Raw genomic sequence first — 18,944 nt, forward strand, 5'->3', positions numbered from 1 at the left:
CAAAAGACAAACAGGCGTGGCGATGCGTCGCTGCTCGGCCCGTCAGTCGCCGTCCGGGCTGACGAAATCCTGGGCGAACTCGGGCGATCCGTCATCGTGGCCGCTCAGCCCATCTTCGCCTTCGCTGTCGCCGCTGCGGGTCGGATCGGGCACCTCGAAACCGACAGGAATCGCGAGATCCAGCAGGCCCGCCGCCTTCATCTCCTGCACGCCGGGCAGGTCATAGAGGCTGGCCAGGCTGAAATGCTCCAGGAACCGATCGGTCGTGGCGTAGGTGACGGGGCGCCCCGGCGTGCGCCGACGCCCCCGCAGCCGTACGAAGTCCATCTCCAGCAGCAGGTCCAGCGTTCCCTTGGACAGGGAGACGCCACGCACGCTCTCGACCTCGGCCCGGGTGCAGGGCTGGTGGTAGGCGATGATGGCCAGGGTCTCGAGCGCGGCCTTGGACAGGCGGCGCGGCTCGTCGCGTTCCTCGGTCATCAGGAAGCCCAGGTCGGCGGCGGTGCGGAAGCGCCAGCGATCAGCCACGCACTCCAGTTCGACCCCGCGGCCCTGATAGCGTTGACGCAGGGCGGCTATGGCCCGGCCCGTATCGGCGCCCTCGGGCAGACGCCGCGCGATCTCGGCCGCCGACAGCGGGGCGGCGGCGGCGAACAGCAGGGCCTCGACCCGGCGTTCGATCTCGGCGTCGTCGGGTTGGAAACTGAGGTCAGACATTAAAACACCGGCCGTACGCGCCCCCTACCCTCGTCATCCTCGGGCTTGTCCCGAGGATCCAGAGACTCGACGCTGAACGAAGGATACACCGCGCCTCACGAAGCAAGGATGCGGTTCTGGATCCTCGGGACAAGCCCGAGGATGACGAAGAGAAGAAAGGCCGGATGAGCGAATAGCGGGAGTTCACGGCGTCAGCTCCAGCGGCTGACCGAGGCCCCGGCGTTTGAGGAAAAGCTCGGCGAAGGCTTCGGACTGGCGCACGTCCATGGCCCCCTCCTTCACCAGCTCCAGACTGGCCGACAGGGTGGAGGCGGTATAGCTGGCCTGGCTGGGCCCCTCGCCTTCGTCCTCGCGCGCCGGCGCCACCTGATCCAGCGGGGTCCAGTCGGCCAGGCGCGGCATCATGGACCGCAGCCAGTCGCGCGCGGCCTCCAGCTGGAAGGCCTCCACCCGCTGGCCCGGCGCGTAGTTGCGCCGCTCCTCGCGGCGTCGCTGGGCGACATAGGCGGCCATCAGCTCATACAGGCTGGCGTCCACGCGGTCGGAGGGGATGATGACGGTCGCTTCCGGGTCACCGCGGGTGAAGACGTCGCGCTTCAGCTGCGGGCGGCTGGTGATGGCCTCGACCGAGCGGCGCATGGCCTCCAGCTTCTGCAGGCGAAACGCCAGGGCGGCGGCCATTTCCTCGGCGGGCGGCTCCTCGGCCTTGCCCTTCTCGGTGCGCGGCAGCAGCAGGCGCGACTTCAGATAGGCCAGCCAGGACGCCATCACCAGATAGTCGGCGGCCATGGCGAAGTTGCGCCGCCGCGCCTCGTGAACGAAGGCCAGATACTGTTCCGCCAGCTTGGTGATGGACAGTTTCAGCAGGTCCACCTTCTGCGTGCGCGCCAGCGCCAGCAGGACGTGCAGCGGCCCTTCGTAACCTTCCAGATCGACGACGAAGGCCTCGGCGGCGTCTGCCTCGGCGACGGCGGTGAAGTCCAGATTAGGCTGGAAGGCGGTATCCCTCACTGGGCCTGAGCCGGAGCTTGAGCCTCGCCCACGTCCGGCCCCTTGGCGGCGTCGAAGCGACCGCTCAGGGCCGCCTCCAGCCGGGCGCGGGCCTCGGCCACGTCCAGAGGCTCGGGCGTGTGGACGATGCGGGCCAGCGCCGCCTCGGCGCGGCGCCTGGCCTCGCCCTTCAGCTTGCCGGTTCCTTCAGCGACCTGACGCATTTCGCCAAGGTCGCCGTTGCAGTGCAGGACGACGTCGCAGCCCGCCTTCAGCGACTGTTCGGCGCGCTCGGTCAGGGTGCCCGACAGGGCCTTCATCGACAGGTCGTCGGACATGATCAGGCCAGAGAAGCCCAGATGCTCGCGCATCAGGCGGATGCCCTTCTTCGAGGTCGTGGCCGGGCGCTTGGCGTCGACGGCGGTAAAGACGACGTGGGCCGTCATGGCCATCGGCATGTCGGACAGGGCCTTGAACGGGGCGAAGTCCCAGGCGTCCAGCGTCTCCAGATCGGTCTCGACCACCGGCAGGTCGTGGTGGCTGTCGGCGAAGGCGCGGCCGTGGCCGGGAATATGCTTGATGATGGGCAGGACGCCGCCCGCCAGCAGGCCCTCGGCCGCCGCCCGGCCCAGTTGGGTCACGGTCGCCGGGTCCTGGGCATAGGCGCGGTCGCCGATGATGTCGTGGGCGCCCGGCACCGGCACGTCCAGCACCGGCACGCAGTCCACGGTGATGCCCAGTTCGCGCAGGTCGTGGGCCATCAGCCGCGCACCCAGACGCACCAGTTCGCGCGCCGCCATCGGGTCGTTGACGGCCTTCAGGTAGGCCGAGCCCGGAGGATACTTGGGCCAGTGCGGCGGGCCGAGGCGCTGCACCCGGCCGCCTTCCTGATCGATCAGGACCGGGGCGTCGGCGCGGCCCACGCTGTCGCGCAGATCCTCGACCAGGGCCTTGACCTGAGCCGGGGTGTCCACGTTGCGACGAAACAGGATGAAGCCCCAGGGTTTGGCCTCGGCGTAGAAGGCGCGCTCCTCCGCGGTCAGCTTGTGGCCGGAACAGCCGTAGATGGCGGCGGAGGTCATATTTTTCTCCCGCTCATCCCCGCGGAAGCGGGGACCCAGGTTTGAGCCGCGCAAGCAACGAAGGCCGAAAGCCTCCTGTCACCGGTTCGGGCATCTCGCCAAAGAACTGGGTCCCCGCCTCCGCGGAGATGAGCGGACATCTTGGTCATTAGCGGACGATGCAGTCGCGACCGGCGGCCTTCAGCGCGTTGCAGAAGGCGACGGCGCGGTCGCGGCTCATGCCGGTGAAGGTGGTGCGATAGACGGTCGAGCCGTTGGCGGCGGTGACTTCCTGCACGCGCTTTTCAGCGCCCGAGGCGAACGAGCCGAAGCGCGAGGCGACGGCGGCGTATTCACGATCGGCGATGGCGGTCGAGGAGAAGGCGCCGATCTGCACGCCCGACGAACCGCCAGCGGCGGCGGGAGCGGCCGGAGCCGGAGCGGCCGGAGCCTTGACGGCCGGCGCTGCGGTCACGGGCTTGGCCGGAGCCGGAGTTGCTGGGGCGACCACAGCCGGGGCGGCGGGCGGCAGGGCCGTCGGCGCGACGGGGAGAGGCTGGGGCGCCGGGCGCGGCTCGACGGCTTCCGGGCCGGGGGTGAAGGTGGGGACGGCGTCGGTCGCCTCTCCGCCGTCGCGATAGACGCGCACGCCCGCTTCCGGGTCGATCGGCTGGGCGTCCAGCGGCGCCTCGACCTTCATGCTCTCGACCGGCGTGCCGACGGCGGGCGGAGCATCGGTCGAGGAGCGCACGCCCGAACGATAGAAGACCACCACAGCCACGATCAGGAGCAGCAGGACGACGGCGCTGATGATCAGGGTGATCGGCGGCGACTTGGCGGTCGGGGCGCGACGGGGATCATAGCTGCGACGCTCGAACGGCAGGTCGTCGTCGGTGGGCGGCGTATAGGCCCCCCGCTCGCGGCCGGCGTTGGGGTTGCCTCGGTGATCGTCGTCGTAGGACATGGGTCGCGCTTTCTGGATCGGCTCCGCGCGCGAATCGGCGCGTGAGGAACTTCAGTCTAGCCCGCCCGTGGCCTCTTTCGAATCACAGATCAAGCGCCAGATCGAGACTGAACAGCTTGCCGTGGACTTCGATGGCGTAGCGGTCGGTCATCCCGGCGATATAGTCGCACACCGCCCGCGCCCGCTTGACCGGATCATCCGACAATGCCTGGGCCGACCATTCGGGCGGCATGACCTCGGGTTCTTCCATGAACAGGTGGAACAGTTGCGACAGGACGCGGCGCGCCTGGCTGCGGGTGCGGTTTACGCGGTAGTGGCGATACATCCGCTCGAACAGGAAGCGGCGCAGCACGCCCAGGTCGGCCATCATGCCGGCTGAGAACTGCACCATCATCTGCGGGGCCAGACGCACATCCTCGGCGGTGACGATGCGGTGTTCGGCCAGCCGCCGCTCGGTCTCGGCCAGAACGTCGTCGACCATGATGCCGATCATGCGGCGCACGGCCTCCAGCCGGATCATGCGGTCGTCCAGCGCAGGCCAGTCGCGGCGCGCCTCGGCCAGGCAAGGCCCGATCAGCGGCACCTCGGCCAGGTCGGCCAGGGTGAACAGCCCCGCCTGCACCCCGTCGTCCACGTCGTGGTTGTTATAGGCGATGTCGTCGGCGATGGCCGCGCACTGGGCTTCCAGCGAGGCGAAGGTGTCCAGACGCAGGTCCCAGTTCGCGCCGCCGCCGGGGGCGTAGGCCGCGACCGTCTTCCACGCCGGTTCGCCCAGGTGATGCATCACCGGGCCGTTGTGCTTGATGACGCCCTCGACCGTTTCCCAGCTCAGGTTCAGGCCGGGGAATTTCGGATAGCGGACTTCCAGCTCGGTGATGACGCGGAAGCTCTGGACGTTGTGATCAAAGCCGCCGTAGTCGGCCATCTGGGCCTGAAGTTCGTCCTCGCCCGCGTGGGCGAAGGGCGGGTGGCCCAGGTCGTGGGCCAGGGCGATGGTCTCGGCCAGATCGTCGTCCAGCCGCAGCGCGTGGGCCAGGGACCGGGCAATCTGGGCCACCTCCAGACTATGGGTCAGGCGAGTGCGATAATGGTCGCCCTCGTGCGCCACGAAGACCTGGGTCTTCTCCTTCAGGCGACGAAACGCCGTGGCGTGGATGATGCGGTCGCGGTCGCGGGCGAAGGGGGTGCGGGTGCGGCTGGCGGGCTCGAAAACATGGCGGCCACGGCTGGCGGCGGGGTCTTCAGCGAAGGACGCGCGGGTCTGGCTCAAGGCGGACAGCACTTCTATTGCGACACAGGCCTTTGCGAACGCCTGTCCGCTCCTCATATAGAGAGCCGTGAGCACCGTCCAATCCACAGAATCAGTCCGCGACCTGTCGCTTTCGATTTCGGCCCGCGCCCCGGAAGGCATCCTTCTGGCCGAGAGCGCGGCCAAGCGTCTGGCCAAGCTGGCCGAGATCGAGGGCAAGCCCGTCATGCTGCGCGTCGCCGTCGACGGCGGCGGCTGCTCGGGCTTCCAGTATCGACTGGAGCTGGTCGACGCGCCCGAGGCCGATGATCTGGTCGTGCGCCGCGACGGTCAGGCGGCGGTGATCGACCCGGTCTCCATCCCCTTCCTCAAGGGCTCCGAGATCGCCTTCGTCGACGAACTGGCGGGGGCGCAGTTCGTGGTGCGCAACCCGAACGCCTCCTCCAGCTGCGGCTGCGGCGTCAGCTTCGCCATCTAAGGCTACGCTTGGCGCGGGTCGGTCGGGCGCCCATTTAGACGTTATGCGCCGCCTGATCCTCATCACCTTGATGCTCGCCGCCGCGCCTCTGGCCGCGAACGCCCAGACCTGGCCCGGCTGGCCGGGTCCTCCGCCGGCCGGATACGATCCCGGCTCGGCCATCGCCGATCAACACCGCTATGAGATGGACCGCCTGCGCAATCAGGCCGCCGAGCGCGAGGCCTTGGCCCAGCAGCAGCGGCTGCAGACGCGGCTGACCCTCCAGCGCCTGGAGGCCGCGCGCCAGCCCGCCCTGCCCTCGCCGCCGCCGACCGCCTACGTCCCGCGCACGCTCGAACAGGAACGGGAGGCTCGCGAGGCCCAGGCCGCCCGACGCGAGGAAATGACGCGCGGCGTCACCGAGATCGACGCCTGGCTGGACCGCCGTCCGAACTGACCGCCCTTTACAATTGCATCCCTTCCCTGCCCGCCGCGTTTGGGCCTAGCTTCGGGCGAGATTTCAGGGTGGAGACGACATCATGCGTTGGCAGGGCGGACGGCGCGGCGGCGGCATCGAAGACCGACGCGGCATGGGCGGTGGCGCCGTGGCGGGCGGCGGCATCGGGGTTCTGGTGCTGGCGGCCATCGGCTACTTCGTCTTCGGCATCGACCCCAACACGACCCAGCAGGTCGCCAGCCAGTTCGGCGGCGCCAGCCAGTCCGAGCAGGCCGGCAAGATGGGCTCGCCCGAGGATCAGGCCGGACAGTTCGTCGAGGTCATCGGCTCCAACATCAACGACGTGTGGAAGACCAAGCTGCGCGGCTATACCCCGCCAACCACCGTTCTTTATGAGCAAGGCACCCAGACCGGCTGCGGTTTCGGCCAGTCGGCCATGGGTCCCTTCTACTGCCCCGCCGATCAGAAGGTTTACCTGGACCTGGGCTTCTGGCGCGAAATGGAGACCAAGCTGGGGGCTTCCGGCGCCGACTTCGCCAAGGCCTATGTCATCGCCCACGAATTCGGCCACCACGTCCAGACCCTGACAGGCGCCAGCGAGCAGGTGCAGCGCGCCCAGCAGGCCGCGCGCTCACAGGCCGAGGGCAATAAGTATTCCGTCGCTCTGGAACTTCAGGCCGACTGCTACGCTGGCGTCTGGGCCCGAAACGCCGCCGCCGTCTCAGGCGGTCAGGTGGCGCTTGAGCCGGGCGATCTGGAAGAGGGCATGAAGACCGCCCAAGCCATCGGCGACGACACCCTGCAACGCCGCGGCGGCGGCCGCGTCTCGCCCGAAAGCTTCACTCACGGCTCGGCGGCGCAACGGGTCGAATGGCTGCAACGCGGCTATCAGACCGGCGATCCGGCCGCCTGCGACACGTTCAAGGGGCTGTGACGGCGCGGGCGCGACGGATCGGCGGAAGCTGGCCATAGGCGACCAGCCGCAGCCCCCACTCCATCGGCCCAAAGGCGAAGACGCGTAGCCACAAGAGGCTGCCGACGGCCAGCACCACCCAGATGACGGCGGCGATGCCCCACAGGGTCCACCAGTCAAAACGACCCCAGAGATGCAGGCCGTAGAAGAGCAGCGACGTGATCGCCGACTGGGCCAGATAGTTGCTCAGCGCCATCCGGCCCATGGCCTGGAGCCCCGCGCCGATGACGCCAAACGCATTCCACTTCCACAGGCTGAGGATCAGCCCCACGTGGCCCAGGGTGACGCCCAGTCGCCCCAGCTCATAGGTAGCGCGCGTCAGCCATAACTCGGGCGAAAAGTCATGCCGCCACAGCGACGCCGCCTGGACGCCGTTGATCGTCAGGCCGACAGCATAGCCCAGCAGGGCCATCAGAAGGTAGAACTGCAAGGGCCTCGCGCCGCTCAGCACGCCCAGCTTGAACAGGGCCATGCCCAGCAGCATGAAGGCCACGCACTCCATCACCAGGATGATGGTGTAGCTGGACGCGGCGTACTCGACCCAGGTGTGGACACTCCACTTCAGCAGGCTGACCGGACCGCCGGTGCGCAGCTCGACCTGCTCGGCGCGGGCTTCGCGCGTCGGCTGGCGCGCCCTGACCGCCGCCTGATAGGCGTCCAGAGACTCGCGCTGCCTGGGGTTCAGACGTTCAATGGGCAGTTGGCTTTCGGCCACGGCCCGGCCTTCGCGCGCCTCGACGGCCCGCTTGTAAGCGCTCGCGCCCTGGACTCCGGTCAACACGACGATCAGCAGCACCGAGGTCAGGATCAGGGTGCGTGGCCTCGCCGCCCGGAAGGCGAACAGGAAGAAGCCCGCCAGGCCATAGACATAAAGAATGTCTCCTGGAAACAGCAGGATGGTGACATTGCCGACACCCAGAACCAGCAGGGCCATACAGCGCCGGAAATAGACGTCAGCCGCCTCGATCGTGCCCTTGCCGTCGCCGCCGCGCAGAGTGATCAGCAACATTCCGGCCCCGAACAGCAGGGTGAACAGCCCGCGCATCGAGCCTTGCAGGAAGACATGCTGAACCAGCCAGGCCCGCCAGTCCGGGTTCTCCAGACTGGGCGCCGTCTGCGGCACATAGGCCTCCCAGATGCCGCCCATGGAGATGATGTTGACCAGCAAGATACCGCACAGGGCGAAGCCCCTCAGCAGGTCCAGACTCTCCAGCCTTGAGGGCGAGGCGACGGGCGCGCTCACAATTGCATCGGTCATGGGCGCACGCGTTACCGCCGTTCCCCCCTGTAGCAAAGATCGATATTGTAACAAAACCTGGCCGTCAGCCGACAGTCAGATCCATCATCGGCGAAACGTGCAGCTGGCCCCGCCCCAGGGCGACCACCACCTCGCGATCCTCGAAAGCGGCCACGCCCAGCAGGGCGTCGGGATAGTTTGGCAGGGGCGAATCCGCGAACACTGGCGTCTCCACCCCGCGCCACAGGTCGTCGCCGAAGGTGACCGTGCGCGCCTTGATCACCCGCGCCTTCGCCATGCCGCCCAGAACAATGCTGGCCCCCGCCGTTTCAGGTCGTCCGTCCAGCAGGCCGGCCGCGTCGGCCGCGCCCTGGCTCAGGGCGATAAGGGACGAAAACCCGGTGTCGATCACGGCCCGCATCACCGCCCCCTCGACCGTGACCTCGGCGGTCAGAGCCGTTCCGCTGCGTTTGACCGGCACAGCGCGCATAGCGGGCGAGACCACATGGCCGTCCGGATCGGCAAACCGCGCCCTGCGACGTTTCATATCAAGATCGAGCACCGCCTCGCCCAACAGGTCCTGTCCCAGCACCAGCGGCGTGCCCAGGCCCGCCGCATCCGCCAGCGGCCCCAGGTCGAGGATGGCCGCGCGCAGACCTGACACTGTCAGCGTGCCGACCGCCATGTCCAGCGTCACCCCGCGCCCGACCTGCGGCTGCCCTCCGACGCCGTAAGCCACCAGAGGCATGTCGAAGAAGGTCGTCAGGCCCAGGGCCTCGACCAGGGCGCGGTCGATCACCGAATACTGGGCGCCGCTGTCGATCAGGGCCGTCACCTCGCGCCCGGCGATCCGCACCCGCACGGTCGGCGTGGCGGCGTCCGCGACGACGAAGGGCGACCACCCGCTGGTCCCGCCGTCGGGAAACCGCAGCGTCGGCCGACGCCAGATCACATGGTCCTTGAGCCACAGGCCGCCGCCGACAGCGGCCGCGGCGGCGCCCACGCGGATCATGAAGGAACGGCGTCTCATCGCCCCTGACATGGACCGGACGACGGCGAGACGCCAGCCCCGACGACGCCGCACGCCCCTGATCGCCATCTTGTTGCGCAAAATCGCGAAAACCCCTTCGCAAGCGCAAAATAATCATGACGAAGGGCCAAGCTACGGATAGAAACGACCCGTCATGAGCACCTCCCCCGACCGCTACCTTTCGACGCGCGGCGACGCCGCCCCGACCAATTTTGCTGACGCCCTGCTGCGCGGCATCGCCCCCGACGGCGGCCTCTATATGCCCCAGGCCTGGCCCGCCCTGCCCGTCGATGCGACGCGGCCGGCGCGGACCTATGCCGAGATGGCCAGGGAGGCGATTTCGCCCTTCATCGGCGACGCCCTGCCTGTCGGGGCGCTCGACCGGGCGCTGGAGCGCCTGACCCAGGGTTTTGATCATCCGGCGGTGACGCCCCTGGTCGAGCTGGAGCCGGGCCTGTTCGTGCTGGAGCTGTTCCACGGCCCGACCGCCGCCTTCAAGGATCTGGCGATGCAACTGGTCGCCGCCCTGTCGGACGAGGCCCTGGCCGCGACGGGCCAGAAGCTGACCCTGCTGACCGCCACCAGCGGCGATACCGGCGCCGCCGCCGTGCGCGCCTTCGCGGGCGCCGAGCGCATCAATCTGGTGGTGCTGCACCCGCTGGACCGCGTCTCGCCGGTTCAGCGCAAGCAGATGACGACGGTGCAGGCGGACAATGTCCTGAACCTGGCCGTGCGCGGCGACTTCGACGACTGCCAGCGTCTGGTGAAGGGCCTTCTGGCCGAGGAATCCCTGCGCGACGGCCGTCGCCTGTCATCGGTCAACTCGATCAACTGGGGCCGACTGGCGGGACAGATTCCCTACTATATCTCGGCCACGGCCCAGCTGGGTCAGGCGGCGACCTTCGTCGTCCCGACCGGCAATTTCGGCGACGCCTTCGCCGGCATCGCGGCCAGGAAGATGGGCCTGCCGGTCAAGGGCTTCGTCGCCGCCGTCAACCAGAACGACGCCCTGGCCCGCGCCATCAACGAGGGCGTCTACGCCCGCCGTCCCGCCGTCGAAAGCGGCAGCGTGTCGATGGATGTGCAGGCCCCGTCCAACTTCGAACGTCTGGTCTATGAGGCCTCTGGCCGGGACGCCGAGGCTGTCCGCGCCGTGTTCGAAACCTTCGCCCGCGACGGCTCGGTCACCCTGTCGTCGGACCTGCTGGCCGCGCTGAAAGCGGAAGTCTCCGCCGTCTCCATCGACGAGGCCGCGACCCAGGCCGAGATCGCTCACGCCCACGCCGCCTGGGGCCGCGTCGTCTGTCCGCACACGGCCGTCGCCCTGGCCGCTGCGCGCCGTCTGGACCGCGCCAACGGCCCCGTCGTCGCGCTGTCGACGGCCCACCCGTCCAAGTTCGGCGCCTTTGTCTCGGACGTGCTGGGCTTTGAGCCGGAACCCGCCCCCGTCATCCGCGCCCTGGGCGACCAGCCCGAGCGCCTGACCATCATCGACAACACGGCCGAGGCCGCGCTGGCGGCGGTGAAGGGCTTCGCGGCGTAAGGCTTCAGCCCGCCCGACGGGGATAGGGCGCAGGCATAGGCAGAGAGGGCGATCCGAGCGCCGAGGCCCTCCTTAGGCGCGGCCCAGCATACGCTTAAGCGTGCCGTCACGAAGCACGTAGTGGTGGAACAGGGCTGCGCCAGCGTGCAGACCCACGAGCCAATAGCCGACCACCCCGATCGTCTCGTGCACGTCCTTGACCTGATCCGCCAGGGCCTCGTCGGGCGCCGTCAGGGCGGGAAGCGACAGACCAAAGAAGGGGATCGGCTTTCCGCCTGCGCTGAGCGTCAGCCAGCCCAGGAGCGGCATGGCGATCATGAAGGCGTAAAGCGCCACGTGCATGGCCGCTGCGAACCAGTCGTTCCAGCTTCGCGGCGTCGAGGGGCGAGACGTCAAGAAGCGAGCCAGTAGACGCGCCCAGACCAACAGGAAGACGGTCAGGCCGAGCATGAAATGCCAAGCCTTGAGCGCCTCGCGCGGGTCGCTGCCACGCGGATAGATTTCTCGCAGCAGGATGCAGCCATAGACGGCGACCAGCAGGACGAGCATCAGCCAGTGAAGGCCGATGGAGACACGGCTGTAGGCGGGCTTCGTCTGTGGCATGTGACGGCTGTTTCGCTGGCGGCGCGAGGCAGGCTCGGACCGGGTTTCAAGAACGGAGTGAGTTCTTCTAACGCGAGTCCATGACGCTTGCGCAAGCGCCGCGAACTCGCGCCCCACAGCTCCCTCAGACCGTCTCCGCCGCCTTCCAGTAGTCCAGCCGGCGGAAGAAGGGAGCCGGGTCCTTGGGCGTAACCAGGTTGGCGGGGTCGTGGAAGATGCGGTCGTGCAGGCGGGTCAGGGTGAAGCGCACCGCCGCCGCAGCCCCCAGTCCGGGAAGGGCTTCGGCCTCGGCGGGCGTCAGGGGGCGCACGGACTCATAACCCTTCTGGAAAGCGCGCAGGGCCGACTGCATGGGCCGGCCTTCGGCGTCGAAGCCCCAGGCGCTGAGCGCGATGGCCAGGTCATAGGCCAGGACGTCGGTGCAGCCGAAGTAGAAGTCGATCACCCCGCCGATGTCGCTCTTGCCGTGCTCGTTGGTGGCGAACAGGACGTTGTCGGGGAAGTAGTCGGCGTGGATCGGCCCGCGCGGCAGGGCCGGGTCGCTCCACGGCTCGGCCAGACGCGGCAGCAGGGCCTTGATCTGATCCAGCATCTTGCGGTCGACACCTTTCGCGGGCCCGTCGCAGCGCGCGGCCAGCGCCGACCAGGCCTCGGGTCCGACCGGGTTCTGGCGCTCGACGGCATAGTCGGCGGCGTCCAGGTGCAGCAGGGCCAGCACCTGTCCGGCGCGATACTGTTCCTTGTCGGACGGCTGGCGCTTCCAGGCGCCGGGCGCCCAGTTGAGGATGGCGGCGGCGCGGCCATTCAGACGGCCGATGATCTCGCCCTGGCGATCGGCGACGGGCGACGGCGTCGGGAACCCGCGCGCCGCCAGATGCCGGGTCAGGCCGAGGCAGAAGGGCAGCGAGGCCGCGTCCGTCCGCCCTTCGAACAGGGTCAGGACATAGGCGCCCGACGTCGTCTCCAGCCTGTAGTTGGTGTTCTCGACCCCCTCGGCGATCGGCGTCAGCGCGACCAGATCGCCCAGGGGGTAACGCATGAGATAGTCAGCGGCCTGATCCGGCGTGACGGGCGTGAAGACAGCCATGTTCAGACCAGCTCCGCCGCCGCGCGACGGGCGCGCACCACGTCGGCCACATCGGCCAGCACGCTCTCGGTCGTGGCCCAGCGCCCGGCGCCGCGGCCCTTGCACGTCCAGACGCGACCGTCCTGACCATAGACTTTCAAGGCGTTTCTCTCTCCGTTCAACGACTGGAAGAGCGCGTCTTTCAGATCGCCGTCAAGCCGCACCGAGGCTTCCAGACGACCACCGCGATCATGACAGGCGCCGATCTGGCGCACCGGGCGGTCGCCCAGCGGCGTCTCGGCCGACAGCTCGTCGCGCGGCAGGTCGGCCGGGGCGCGGCCGAAGGCCTCGAAGGACAGCAGCTTGACCTTGGCGGCGGCGTCGTGGCCTTCCAGATCCGAGGACGGGTCCTCCTCGGCGAAGCCCGCCACGCGGGCGTCGGACAGGGCGTCGGCGAAGGCCGCGCCCTCGCCCAGACGTTGCAGCATGAAGTTGACCGTGCCGTTCAGCACCGCCTCGAACCCGGCGACCGGTCCGGCGGCGCGGGCGGCGCGCAGGGTCTCGATCATCGGCGCGCCGCCGCCGACCGAGGCCGACCAGGCGACGCGACAGCCATTGGCGGCGGCCAGGGCCTGCAAGCCCGCCGGATCGCGGGCCACGGCCTGCTTGTTGGCGCTGACCACGTCGCAGCCGGCCTCCAGGGCGCGACGGATCAGGGCGTGACCAGCCTCGCCTTCGGACATGGCCTCCAGCAGCAGATCCGGCTTCTTGGCCAGCAGGGCCTCGACGTCGTTGGTGAACAGGTCGGCCGGCGCGGCCACGTCGCGCTTCTTGGCCGGATTGCGGACCAGGACGCCGACCACCTCATAGCGCTTGTCCGGAAGCAGCCGGTTCAGCAGACCGCCGCCGACAACGCCGCAACCGGCCAGGGCCACGCGCAGCGGTGCCTCGGGTTGAACCGGCCCGGGAGGCGCGCCGCGCTCTCCGACCACCGTGCCCTCGGCGCGGCCCAGGGCGGCGACCTCGATCTCGACCCCGTGCTGCATGCCCAGATCGATGGCGTCATGCTGGACCAGAGCCCCGCCCAGCTGGCGCGCCGTCTCCCAGCTGGCGCGGCGATAGCGCAGCGGCGTGCCCGTTTCGCAGGCCGGATCGCGGTCGTAGAGGCCGTCCACATCCTTGACCAGACGCACCCGGTCGAGCCCCAGCTCGGCGGCAAGAACCACCGCCGTCAGGTCCGATCCGCCGCGTCCCAGCAGGGCCACGCGGCCGTTCGAGCGCACGCCGCCGAAGCCGGGAACCACCACCACCTCATGCTCGGCCAGGGCCTGTTGCAGGCGCTCGCCCTTCAGGCTGACCGGCCGGGCGTGCTGCGCCGGACCCTCGACCACGATCCCCAGTTCCCCCACCGACAGACCCACCGCGTCCAGCCCCACCCGGTCGCAGGCGATGGCGACCAAGGCCGCCGCCTTTTCCTCGCCCAGCACCACATAGGCCGGCAGAAGTTCGTTCTCGTGATCCAAGCCCAGCGCCCGGGCGTCGGCCAGCAGCCGATCCGTGTGACCCGACAGGGCCGACACCACCGCCACCACCTTCCGCCCGGCGCGAACGTGGCCGTAGATTTCCGAGGCCACGGCGGGGGCTTCGGCGGCGTTGCGCAGCACGGACGAGCCGAACTTCAGCACCACGACTTCGGCGTCGGGAGCCGCCTGAGGTTTCTGTTTGTCGGCGACGAGAGCGAGGGCGGAAGCGGGCATCGGGGTGATCCTGAAGGCGGGGTCTGGTGGGGAGGTCGGGGTGGGCTCGGGCCATAAAAAAACCCGCCCGGGGGTCCGGGCGGGGTGATCGGTTTTTGCGTTTCTCGCCTAGGCGGCGCGCATCATCCGGTCCCCGCCCGCGAGGGCATGGTGGTGGTACCGGTGGTCGTAATCATGGACGCGACGAGGCCCGTCGCCGAAGCGGCGATCTGGGTGGTCATCATGCTGGCGAGGCGGTCAAGCACAGGCGGCGTCCGGTTGAAAAATCCTGCCTCAAGGTGTTCCAGGACCCCGCACCGCGTCAACCCCTCGAAGAACAAATTTTTCCCGGACGCGCCACAAAAGCGCAATTTCACCACCTTGCGGTCTCCAATCGCCAAAATGAGGTGAATTATTTCGCTTGACCGGCGCCCTTCGCAACCGCAACGTAAGGTCACTCATCAAGACCGGCTGAGGGATTAGGCCCTTTGACGCCGGGGCAACCATCGGGTTCCGCCCGAAACGGTGCCAACTCCTGCGGGGTTTTCAGGGCGACCTGAAGACCGCGAGAGATGGGTGGAGCATCGACGAGGCGACGCTCCACGGTCTGTCACTGCATGGGTTCCTTGGCGAGCCGTTTTGCTGAGTGACGAGACCCATGACCCTGGCCCTGATCGACCCCATCGACCCTGTTGAAGAGCCCGCTTGTCGGCCCGCCTCCGCACGCCGTCCGTCCGAGCTGCTGTCGCGCGACGGGGCCCATGACGTCGTCGTGCCGATCCCCGACGGCTTCCCGCTCGATTTCGGCGGAACCCTGAACCAGAAGCAGATCGTGGGCCGCCTGCACGGCAAGGCCGGCGCCCCCCTGATCGTCGTGGCCGGCGGCATCTCCGCCGACCGCTATGTCCACCGCACCGAGACCAAGGGCCTGGGCTGGTGGTCCGGCGCCGTGGGCGTTCGCGCCCCTATCGACCTGACCCGTTTCCGTGTCCTGGCCTTTGATTTCGCGCCCGATTTCGGTCCCGACGCCAAGGACGCCAAGCCGCCGCTGACCATCACCACCCAGGATCAGGCGCGGCTGCTGGCCCTGCTGCTGGATCATCTCGGCGTGGACAAGGTCGCGGCCTTCATCGGCTGCTCCTACGGCGGCATGATCGCGCTGGCGTTCGGCGAACTCTTCCCCGACTGGGCCGAGCAGCTGGTGGTGGTGTCCGCCGCCCACCGCCCTCACCCCCTGGCCACCGCCTGGCGCGGCATCCAGCGCCGCATCCTGCAACTGGGCCTGGAGACCGGCCGCGTCGATCAGGCGGTCGGTCTGGCCCGCGAGCTGGCCATGACCACCTATCGCACCCCCGACGAGTTCGGCGAGCGCTTCGATTCCGAAGCCCCCAGCCATGCGGGTCAGGCCTATCCCGTCTGCGACTATCTGCAGGCGCGCGGCCGGGCCTATCGCGACCGCACCACGCCCTCACGCTGGCTGAGCCTTTCGGACTCCATCGACCGCCACCGCGTCGAACCCGAGGCCATCACCGCCCCCGTCACCCTGATCGGCTTCACCACCGACCGCCTCTGCCCCATCGACGACATGAGGGAACTGGCCGCGCGCCTGCCCAACCTCTGGCGGTTCGAACAGCACCCCTCCCTCTACGGCCACGACGCCTTCCTGAAGGAAGACGTTCTGGTCGCCGAAATCCTGACCTCCGTTCTGAAGGACATCGACCAATGAGCCGCGCCCGTCCCGCCGATCCCCGCACCATCGCCGCCCGCTCGGGCGTGGATACGGATACGGCCCACGGCGCAGTCATGCCGCCGCTGTATCTGTCGTCCAACTATTCCTTCGCCGGCTTCGATCAGAAGCGGAAATACGACTACTCGCGCTCGGGCAATCCGACCCGCGACGTCCTGGCCGACACCCTGGCCGAGCTGGAGGGCGGCGCCGGCGCCGTCATCACCGCCACCGGCATGGCCGCAGTCGACCTGCCGCTGTCCTTGCTCAACCCCGGCGAACTGCTGATCGCGCCGCATGACTGCTACGGCGGCACCCACCGCCTGCTGTGCGCCCGAGCGAAGAAAGGTCATTTCCGCGTCGCCTTCGTCGATCAGAACGACGGCCAAGCAATGGATGCGGCCCTGGCCGACGGCGCCAAGCTGGTGCTGATCGAGACCCCGTCCAACCCCCTGCTGCGTGTGGTGGACGTGGCCGACGTCTGTCGCCGCGCCCATGCCGTCGGCGCCAAGGTGGTCTGCGACAACACCTTCCTGTCGCCCGCCCTGCAACGCCCGCTGGAGCTGGGCGCCGACATCGTCGTCCACTCGACCACCAAATACATCAACGGCCATTCCGACGTGGTCGGCGGCGCCGTGATCGCGGCGGATCCGGCGGATCATGAACAACTGGCCTGGTGGGCCAACTGCCTGGGCGTCACCGGCTCGCCCTTCGACGCCTATCAGACCCTGCGGGGCCTACGCACTTTGTTCACCCGCATCGAGCGCCAGCAGGCCACCGCCGGCCTGGTCGCCGCCGCCCTGGAGCAGCACCCGGCGGTCAAGGCCGTCCACTATCCCGGCCTGAAGTCCCACCCCGGCCACGCCCTGGCCGCGCGCCAGCAGTCGGGGCCGGGCGCCATGCTCAGCTTCGAACTGAACGGCGGGACCGACGCCGTGCGCGACCTGATCGAGCGCCTGGACATCTTCACCCTGGCGGAATCCCTGGGCGGCGTCGAAAGCCTGATCGCCCACCCGGCCACCATGACCCACGCCGCCATGACGCCCGACGCCCGCGTCGTCGCCGGCATCACCGACGGCCTGATCCGCCTGTCGGTCGGACTGGAGCATCAGGACGACATCCTGGCCGACCTGGTTCAGGCGCTGGACGCCCTGGTGCTGCAACAGGCGGCGTAAAGGGCAGCCGTCATCCCGGAAGCGGCGGAGCCGCTATCCGGGACCGCAGGAAAAGCTAACGGCGGCGTTCTGGGCGGTCCCGGCTCTGCGCCTCGCTCCGCGAGGCTTCGGCCGGGATGACGGGGCCGCATCAGGCCACCGCGCGTTCCAGCATCTGCTGCTGACCGCGCGCGTCCATCCCTGCGCCGTCCAGCGAGAACTGCCCCATCATCCGGTCCAGCTCGCGGGCGTCCTGCGCCAGAGAATGGCTGGCGGCGGTGGATTCCTCGACCATGGCCGCGTTCTGCTGGGTGACCTGATCCATCTGGGCCACGGCGATATTGACCTGTTGCAGACCGCTGGACTGCTCCTGCGACGAGGCCGAGATCTCGCGGGCGATGGCGGTCAGGCGGGTGATCTGCTCAGCGATCCGCTCCAGCGCATGGCCGGTGTCGCCCACCAGGGCCACGCCCTCGCCGACCTGGCGGCTGGAGGCCGAGATCAGGGTTTTGATCTCCTTGGCGGCTTCGGCCGAGCGCTGGGCCAGAGCCCGCACTTCCGAGGCGACCACGGCGAAGCCGCGACCGGCCTCGCCCGCGCGCGCCGCCTCGACGCCCGCGTTCAGGGCCAGGAGATTGGTCTGGAAGGCGATCTCGTCGATCACTCCGATGATGTTGCCGATCTCGTTCGAGGATTGTTCGATCTCGCCCATGGCGACGATGGCGCGGCCGACCACGGCCTGCCCTTGCGTCGCTTCCTGACGGGCGCCGTCGACGACGCCGCCGGCCTCGATCGCGCCCTCGGCGGAGCGGGCCACGGTGGCGGTGATCTGCTCCAGGGCGGCGGCGGTCTCCTCCAGCGAAGCGGCCTGCTGCTCGGTGCGGCGCGACAGGTCGTCCGAGGCCTGGCTGATCTCATGGGCGCTGGCGCCGATGGCGCTGGAGCGATCCACGATGACGCGCATCGTGCTCTGCAACTGGGTCATCGCCGCGTTGAAGTCGGCGCGCAGCTTCTCGTACTCGGGCGCGAAGGCGGCGTTCAGGCGGAAGGCCAACTGGCCGCTCGACAGTCGTTCGAGGCCAGAGGCGATGCCATCCACCACCTGGGCCTGCTGGCGGGCCGCCTCGGCGTCGCGTTCGGCCTGAGCGATGCGGGCCTGTTCGGCGGCGGCGCGCTGGACCTCGGCCTCGGCTTCAAGACGCACCTTTTCCTCGGCGTTCTGTTTGAAGGTCAGGACGGCGTCGGCCATGTGGCCGATCTCATCGCGACGGCCGATGGCGGGAATGGCGACGTTCAGATCGCCCGAGGCCAGGCGGGCCATGGCGCGGGTCATGGCCTCGACCGGACGGCTCAGCGCCCCGATCAGCCAGGCGATGGCGCCGAACGCGATGATCAGGGCCACGACCCCGCCGATGGCGAAGCTCCAGTAGGCTTCCTTGTAGGCGAAGGCCTTGGCCTTGGCGTTGGCGGCGGCGACCACCGCCTCCTTTTCCTGAATGGAGGTGATGGCGGCGCGGATGTCCGACAGGCGCGCGCCGGCTTCCAATCCGGCGACGGCCTGAGGCTGGGTGGCGGGATCGCGGGCCAGAGCCATGAGGCCGTCGGCGCTCTGGTGGAAGGCGTCGACCGCCCCCTTCAGCGCCGCCTGTTCCTGGCCATAGGCGGCGTTGACGTCGGCGGCGGCCAGGTCGGCCAGTCGCGACACCAGAACCTTGCCCGGTTCCTCGTATTTGGGAATGAAGTCGGCGTCGCGCGTCGCCACATAGGCGCGCATGGCGTTCTGCTGCTCGACCGCGGCGGCCAGCACCAGGTCCGAGGCCTTGAACATCTCGGCAGAGGCGGCGTTGTTGGCGTCTGCGCGCTGCAGCACCGTCACGGCCCACAGGACCACCATGGTCGCCATCCCGCAGGCCGCGATGACGGCGGCGAAGGACAGCATCAGCTTCTTGGGAACGGACAGGTTCTGCAGCATTTTCTACGC

At 69.0% G+C, this 18,944-nt stretch carries 18 protein-coding genes and 1 riboswitch; of the genes, 6 read left to right on the top strand and 12 right to left on the bottom strand.

Annotated elements, in window-relative coordinates; all coding sequences use genetic code 11:
• Nucleotides 1–42 precede the first annotated feature (42 nt).
• The 5 genes from scpB to HNP51_RS13500 form a co-directional block, all read right to left on the bottom strand.
• Entirely contained in the window at nucleotides 43–717 is a 675-nt protein-coding gene (gene scpB / locus HNP51_RS13480; RefSeq protein WP_184271426.1) for an SMC-Scp complex subunit ScpB, read from the bottom strand.
• Between the two features lie 183 nt (nucleotides 718–900).
• Nucleotides 901–1,728, bottom strand: coding sequence for a ScpA family protein (locus tag HNP51_RS13485; protein WP_184271429.1), 828 nt, complete (start codon nucleotides 1,726–1,728; stop codon nucleotides 901–903).
• Nucleotides 1,725–2,789, bottom strand: a complete 1,065-nt coding sequence (gene nagZ / locus HNP51_RS13490; protein ID WP_184271433.1) for a beta-N-acetylhexosaminidase — start codon at nucleotides 2,787–2,789, stop codon at nucleotides 1,725–1,727. Before nagZ ends, HNP51_RS13485 begins: the two co-directional genes overlap by 4 nt.
• 148 nt (nucleotides 2,790–2,937) lie before the next feature.
• Nucleotides 2,938–3,732 (bottom strand): SPOR domain-containing protein, encoded by a 795-nt coding sequence (locus tag HNP51_RS13495; RefSeq protein ID WP_184271435.1) that lies wholly within the window; start codon nucleotides 3,730–3,732, stop codon nucleotides 2,938–2,940.
• 82 nt (nucleotides 3,733–3,814) lie between these two features.
• Nucleotides 3,815–5,002, bottom strand: coding sequence for a deoxyguanosinetriphosphate triphosphohydrolase (locus HNP51_RS13500; protein WP_260398494.1), 1,188 nt, complete (start codon nucleotides 5,000–5,002; stop codon nucleotides 3,815–3,817).
• Between the two features lie 115 nt (nucleotides 5,003–5,117).
• Here HNP51_RS13500 and HNP51_RS13505 point away from each other — a divergent pair, with 115 nt between their 5' ends.
• The 3 genes from HNP51_RS13505 (at nucleotide 5,118) to HNP51_RS13515 (ending at nucleotide 6,829) form a co-directional block, all read left to right on the top strand.
• The gene (locus tag HNP51_RS13505) at nucleotides 5,118–5,459 is read left to right on the top strand and encodes an iron-sulfur cluster assembly accessory protein (protein WP_311769951.1); all 342 of its coding nucleotides are present in this window, start codon (nucleotides 5,118–5,120) and stop codon (nucleotides 5,457–5,459) included.
• 43 nt (nucleotides 5,460–5,502) lie between these two features.
• A complete protein-coding gene (locus HNP51_RS13510; protein ID WP_184271441.1) occupies nucleotides 5,503–5,895 on the top strand; it encodes a hypothetical protein in 393 nt (130 codons plus the stop codon).
• Nucleotides 5,896–5,977: 82 nt separating this feature from the next.
• The gene (locus tag HNP51_RS13515) at nucleotides 5,978–6,829 is read left to right on the top strand and encodes a neutral zinc metallopeptidase (protein WP_184271444.1); all 852 of its coding nucleotides are present in this window, start codon (nucleotides 5,978–5,980) and stop codon (nucleotides 6,827–6,829) included.
• Here the strand turns inward: HNP51_RS13515 and HNP51_RS13520 are convergent.
• Together HNP51_RS13520 and HNP51_RS13525 are read right to left on the bottom strand one after the other, a co-directional pair.
• A complete protein-coding gene (locus HNP51_RS13520) occupies nucleotides 6,816–8,126 on the bottom strand; it encodes a DUF418 domain-containing protein (RefSeq protein WP_184271447.1) in 1,311 nt (436 codons plus the stop codon). The genes HNP51_RS13515 and HNP51_RS13520 overlap by 14 nt on opposite strands.
• A gap of 64 nt (nucleotides 8,127–8,190) precedes the next feature.
• Nucleotides 8,191–9,135: a pepsin/retropepsin-like aspartic protease family protein gene (locus HNP51_RS13525; RefSeq protein ID WP_184271450.1), complete on the bottom strand. Its 945-nt coding sequence runs from the start codon at nucleotides 9,133–9,135 to the stop codon at nucleotides 8,191–8,193.
• Nucleotides 9,136–9,289: 154 nt separating this feature from the next.
• On the opposite strand from HNP51_RS13525, the gene thrC reads away from it, so the two are divergent.
• Nucleotides 9,290–10,678 carry a threonine synthase gene (gene thrC / locus HNP51_RS13530; RefSeq protein WP_184271455.1) on the top strand — a complete coding sequence of 463 codons (1,389 nt, stop codon included), beginning with the start codon at nucleotides 9,290–9,292 and terminating at the stop codon, nucleotides 10,676–10,678.
• Between the two features lie 72 nt (nucleotides 10,679–10,750).
• Here the strand turns inward: thrC and HNP51_RS13535 are convergent, their stop codons facing one another.
• From HNP51_RS13535 to HNP51_RS18365, 4 genes are all read right to left on the bottom strand, one after another.
• A complete protein-coding gene (locus tag HNP51_RS13535; protein WP_184271458.1) occupies nucleotides 10,751–11,281 on the bottom strand; it encodes a cytochrome b in 531 nt (176 codons plus the stop codon).
• A 124-nt stretch (nucleotides 11,282–11,405) separates the two neighbouring features.
• Nucleotides 11,406–12,368 carry a homoserine kinase gene (locus tag HNP51_RS13540; RefSeq protein WP_184271461.1) on the bottom strand — a complete coding sequence of 321 codons (963 nt, stop codon included), beginning with the start codon at nucleotides 12,366–12,368 and terminating at the stop codon, nucleotides 11,406–11,408.
• Nucleotides 12,369–12,370: 2 nt separating this feature from the next.
• On the bottom strand, nucleotides 12,371–14,104 hold the full coding sequence (locus HNP51_RS13545) for a Gfo/Idh/MocA family oxidoreductase (protein ID WP_184271464.1): 1,734 nt from the start codon (nucleotides 14,102–14,104) through the stop codon (nucleotides 12,371–12,373).
• Nucleotides 14,105–14,226: 122 nt separating this feature from the next.
• The gene (locus HNP51_RS18365) at nucleotides 14,227–14,463 is read right to left on the bottom strand and encodes a hypothetical protein (RefSeq protein WP_221415912.1); all 237 of its coding nucleotides are present in this window, start codon (nucleotides 14,461–14,463) and stop codon (nucleotides 14,227–14,229) included.
• Between the two features lie 75 nt (nucleotides 14,464–14,538).
• A riboswitch (SAM riboswitch) is annotated at nucleotides 14,539–14,662 on the top strand.
• Between the two features lie 79 nt (nucleotides 14,663–14,741).
• Here HNP51_RS18365 and HNP51_RS13550 point away from each other — a divergent pair.
• Together HNP51_RS13550 and metB are read left to right on the top strand one after the other, a co-directional pair.
• The gene (locus tag HNP51_RS13550) at nucleotides 14,742–15,809 is read left to right on the top strand and encodes a homoserine O-succinyltransferase (protein WP_184271467.1); all 1,068 of its coding nucleotides are present in this window, start codon (nucleotides 14,742–14,744) and stop codon (nucleotides 15,807–15,809) included.
• Nucleotides 15,806–16,984, top strand: a complete 1,179-nt coding sequence (gene metB, locus HNP51_RS13555; RefSeq protein ID WP_184271470.1) for a cystathionine gamma-synthase — start codon at nucleotides 15,806–15,808, stop codon at nucleotides 16,982–16,984. Before HNP51_RS13550 ends, metB begins: the two co-directional genes overlap by 4 nt.
• A gap of 130 nt (nucleotides 16,985–17,114) precedes the next feature.
• On the opposite strand, the gene HNP51_RS13560 is transcribed toward metB, so the two are convergent.
• A complete protein-coding gene (locus tag HNP51_RS13560; RefSeq protein WP_184271473.1) occupies nucleotides 17,115–18,935 on the bottom strand; it encodes a methyl-accepting chemotaxis protein in 1,821 nt (606 codons plus the stop codon).
• Nucleotides 18,936–18,944 lie beyond the last annotated feature (9 nt).

Source organism: Brevundimonas bullata, assembly GCF_014207965.1.
GTDB classification, from domain to species: Bacteria; Pseudomonadota; Alphaproteobacteria; order Caulobacterales; family Caulobacteraceae; genus Brevundimonas; species Brevundimonas bullata_A.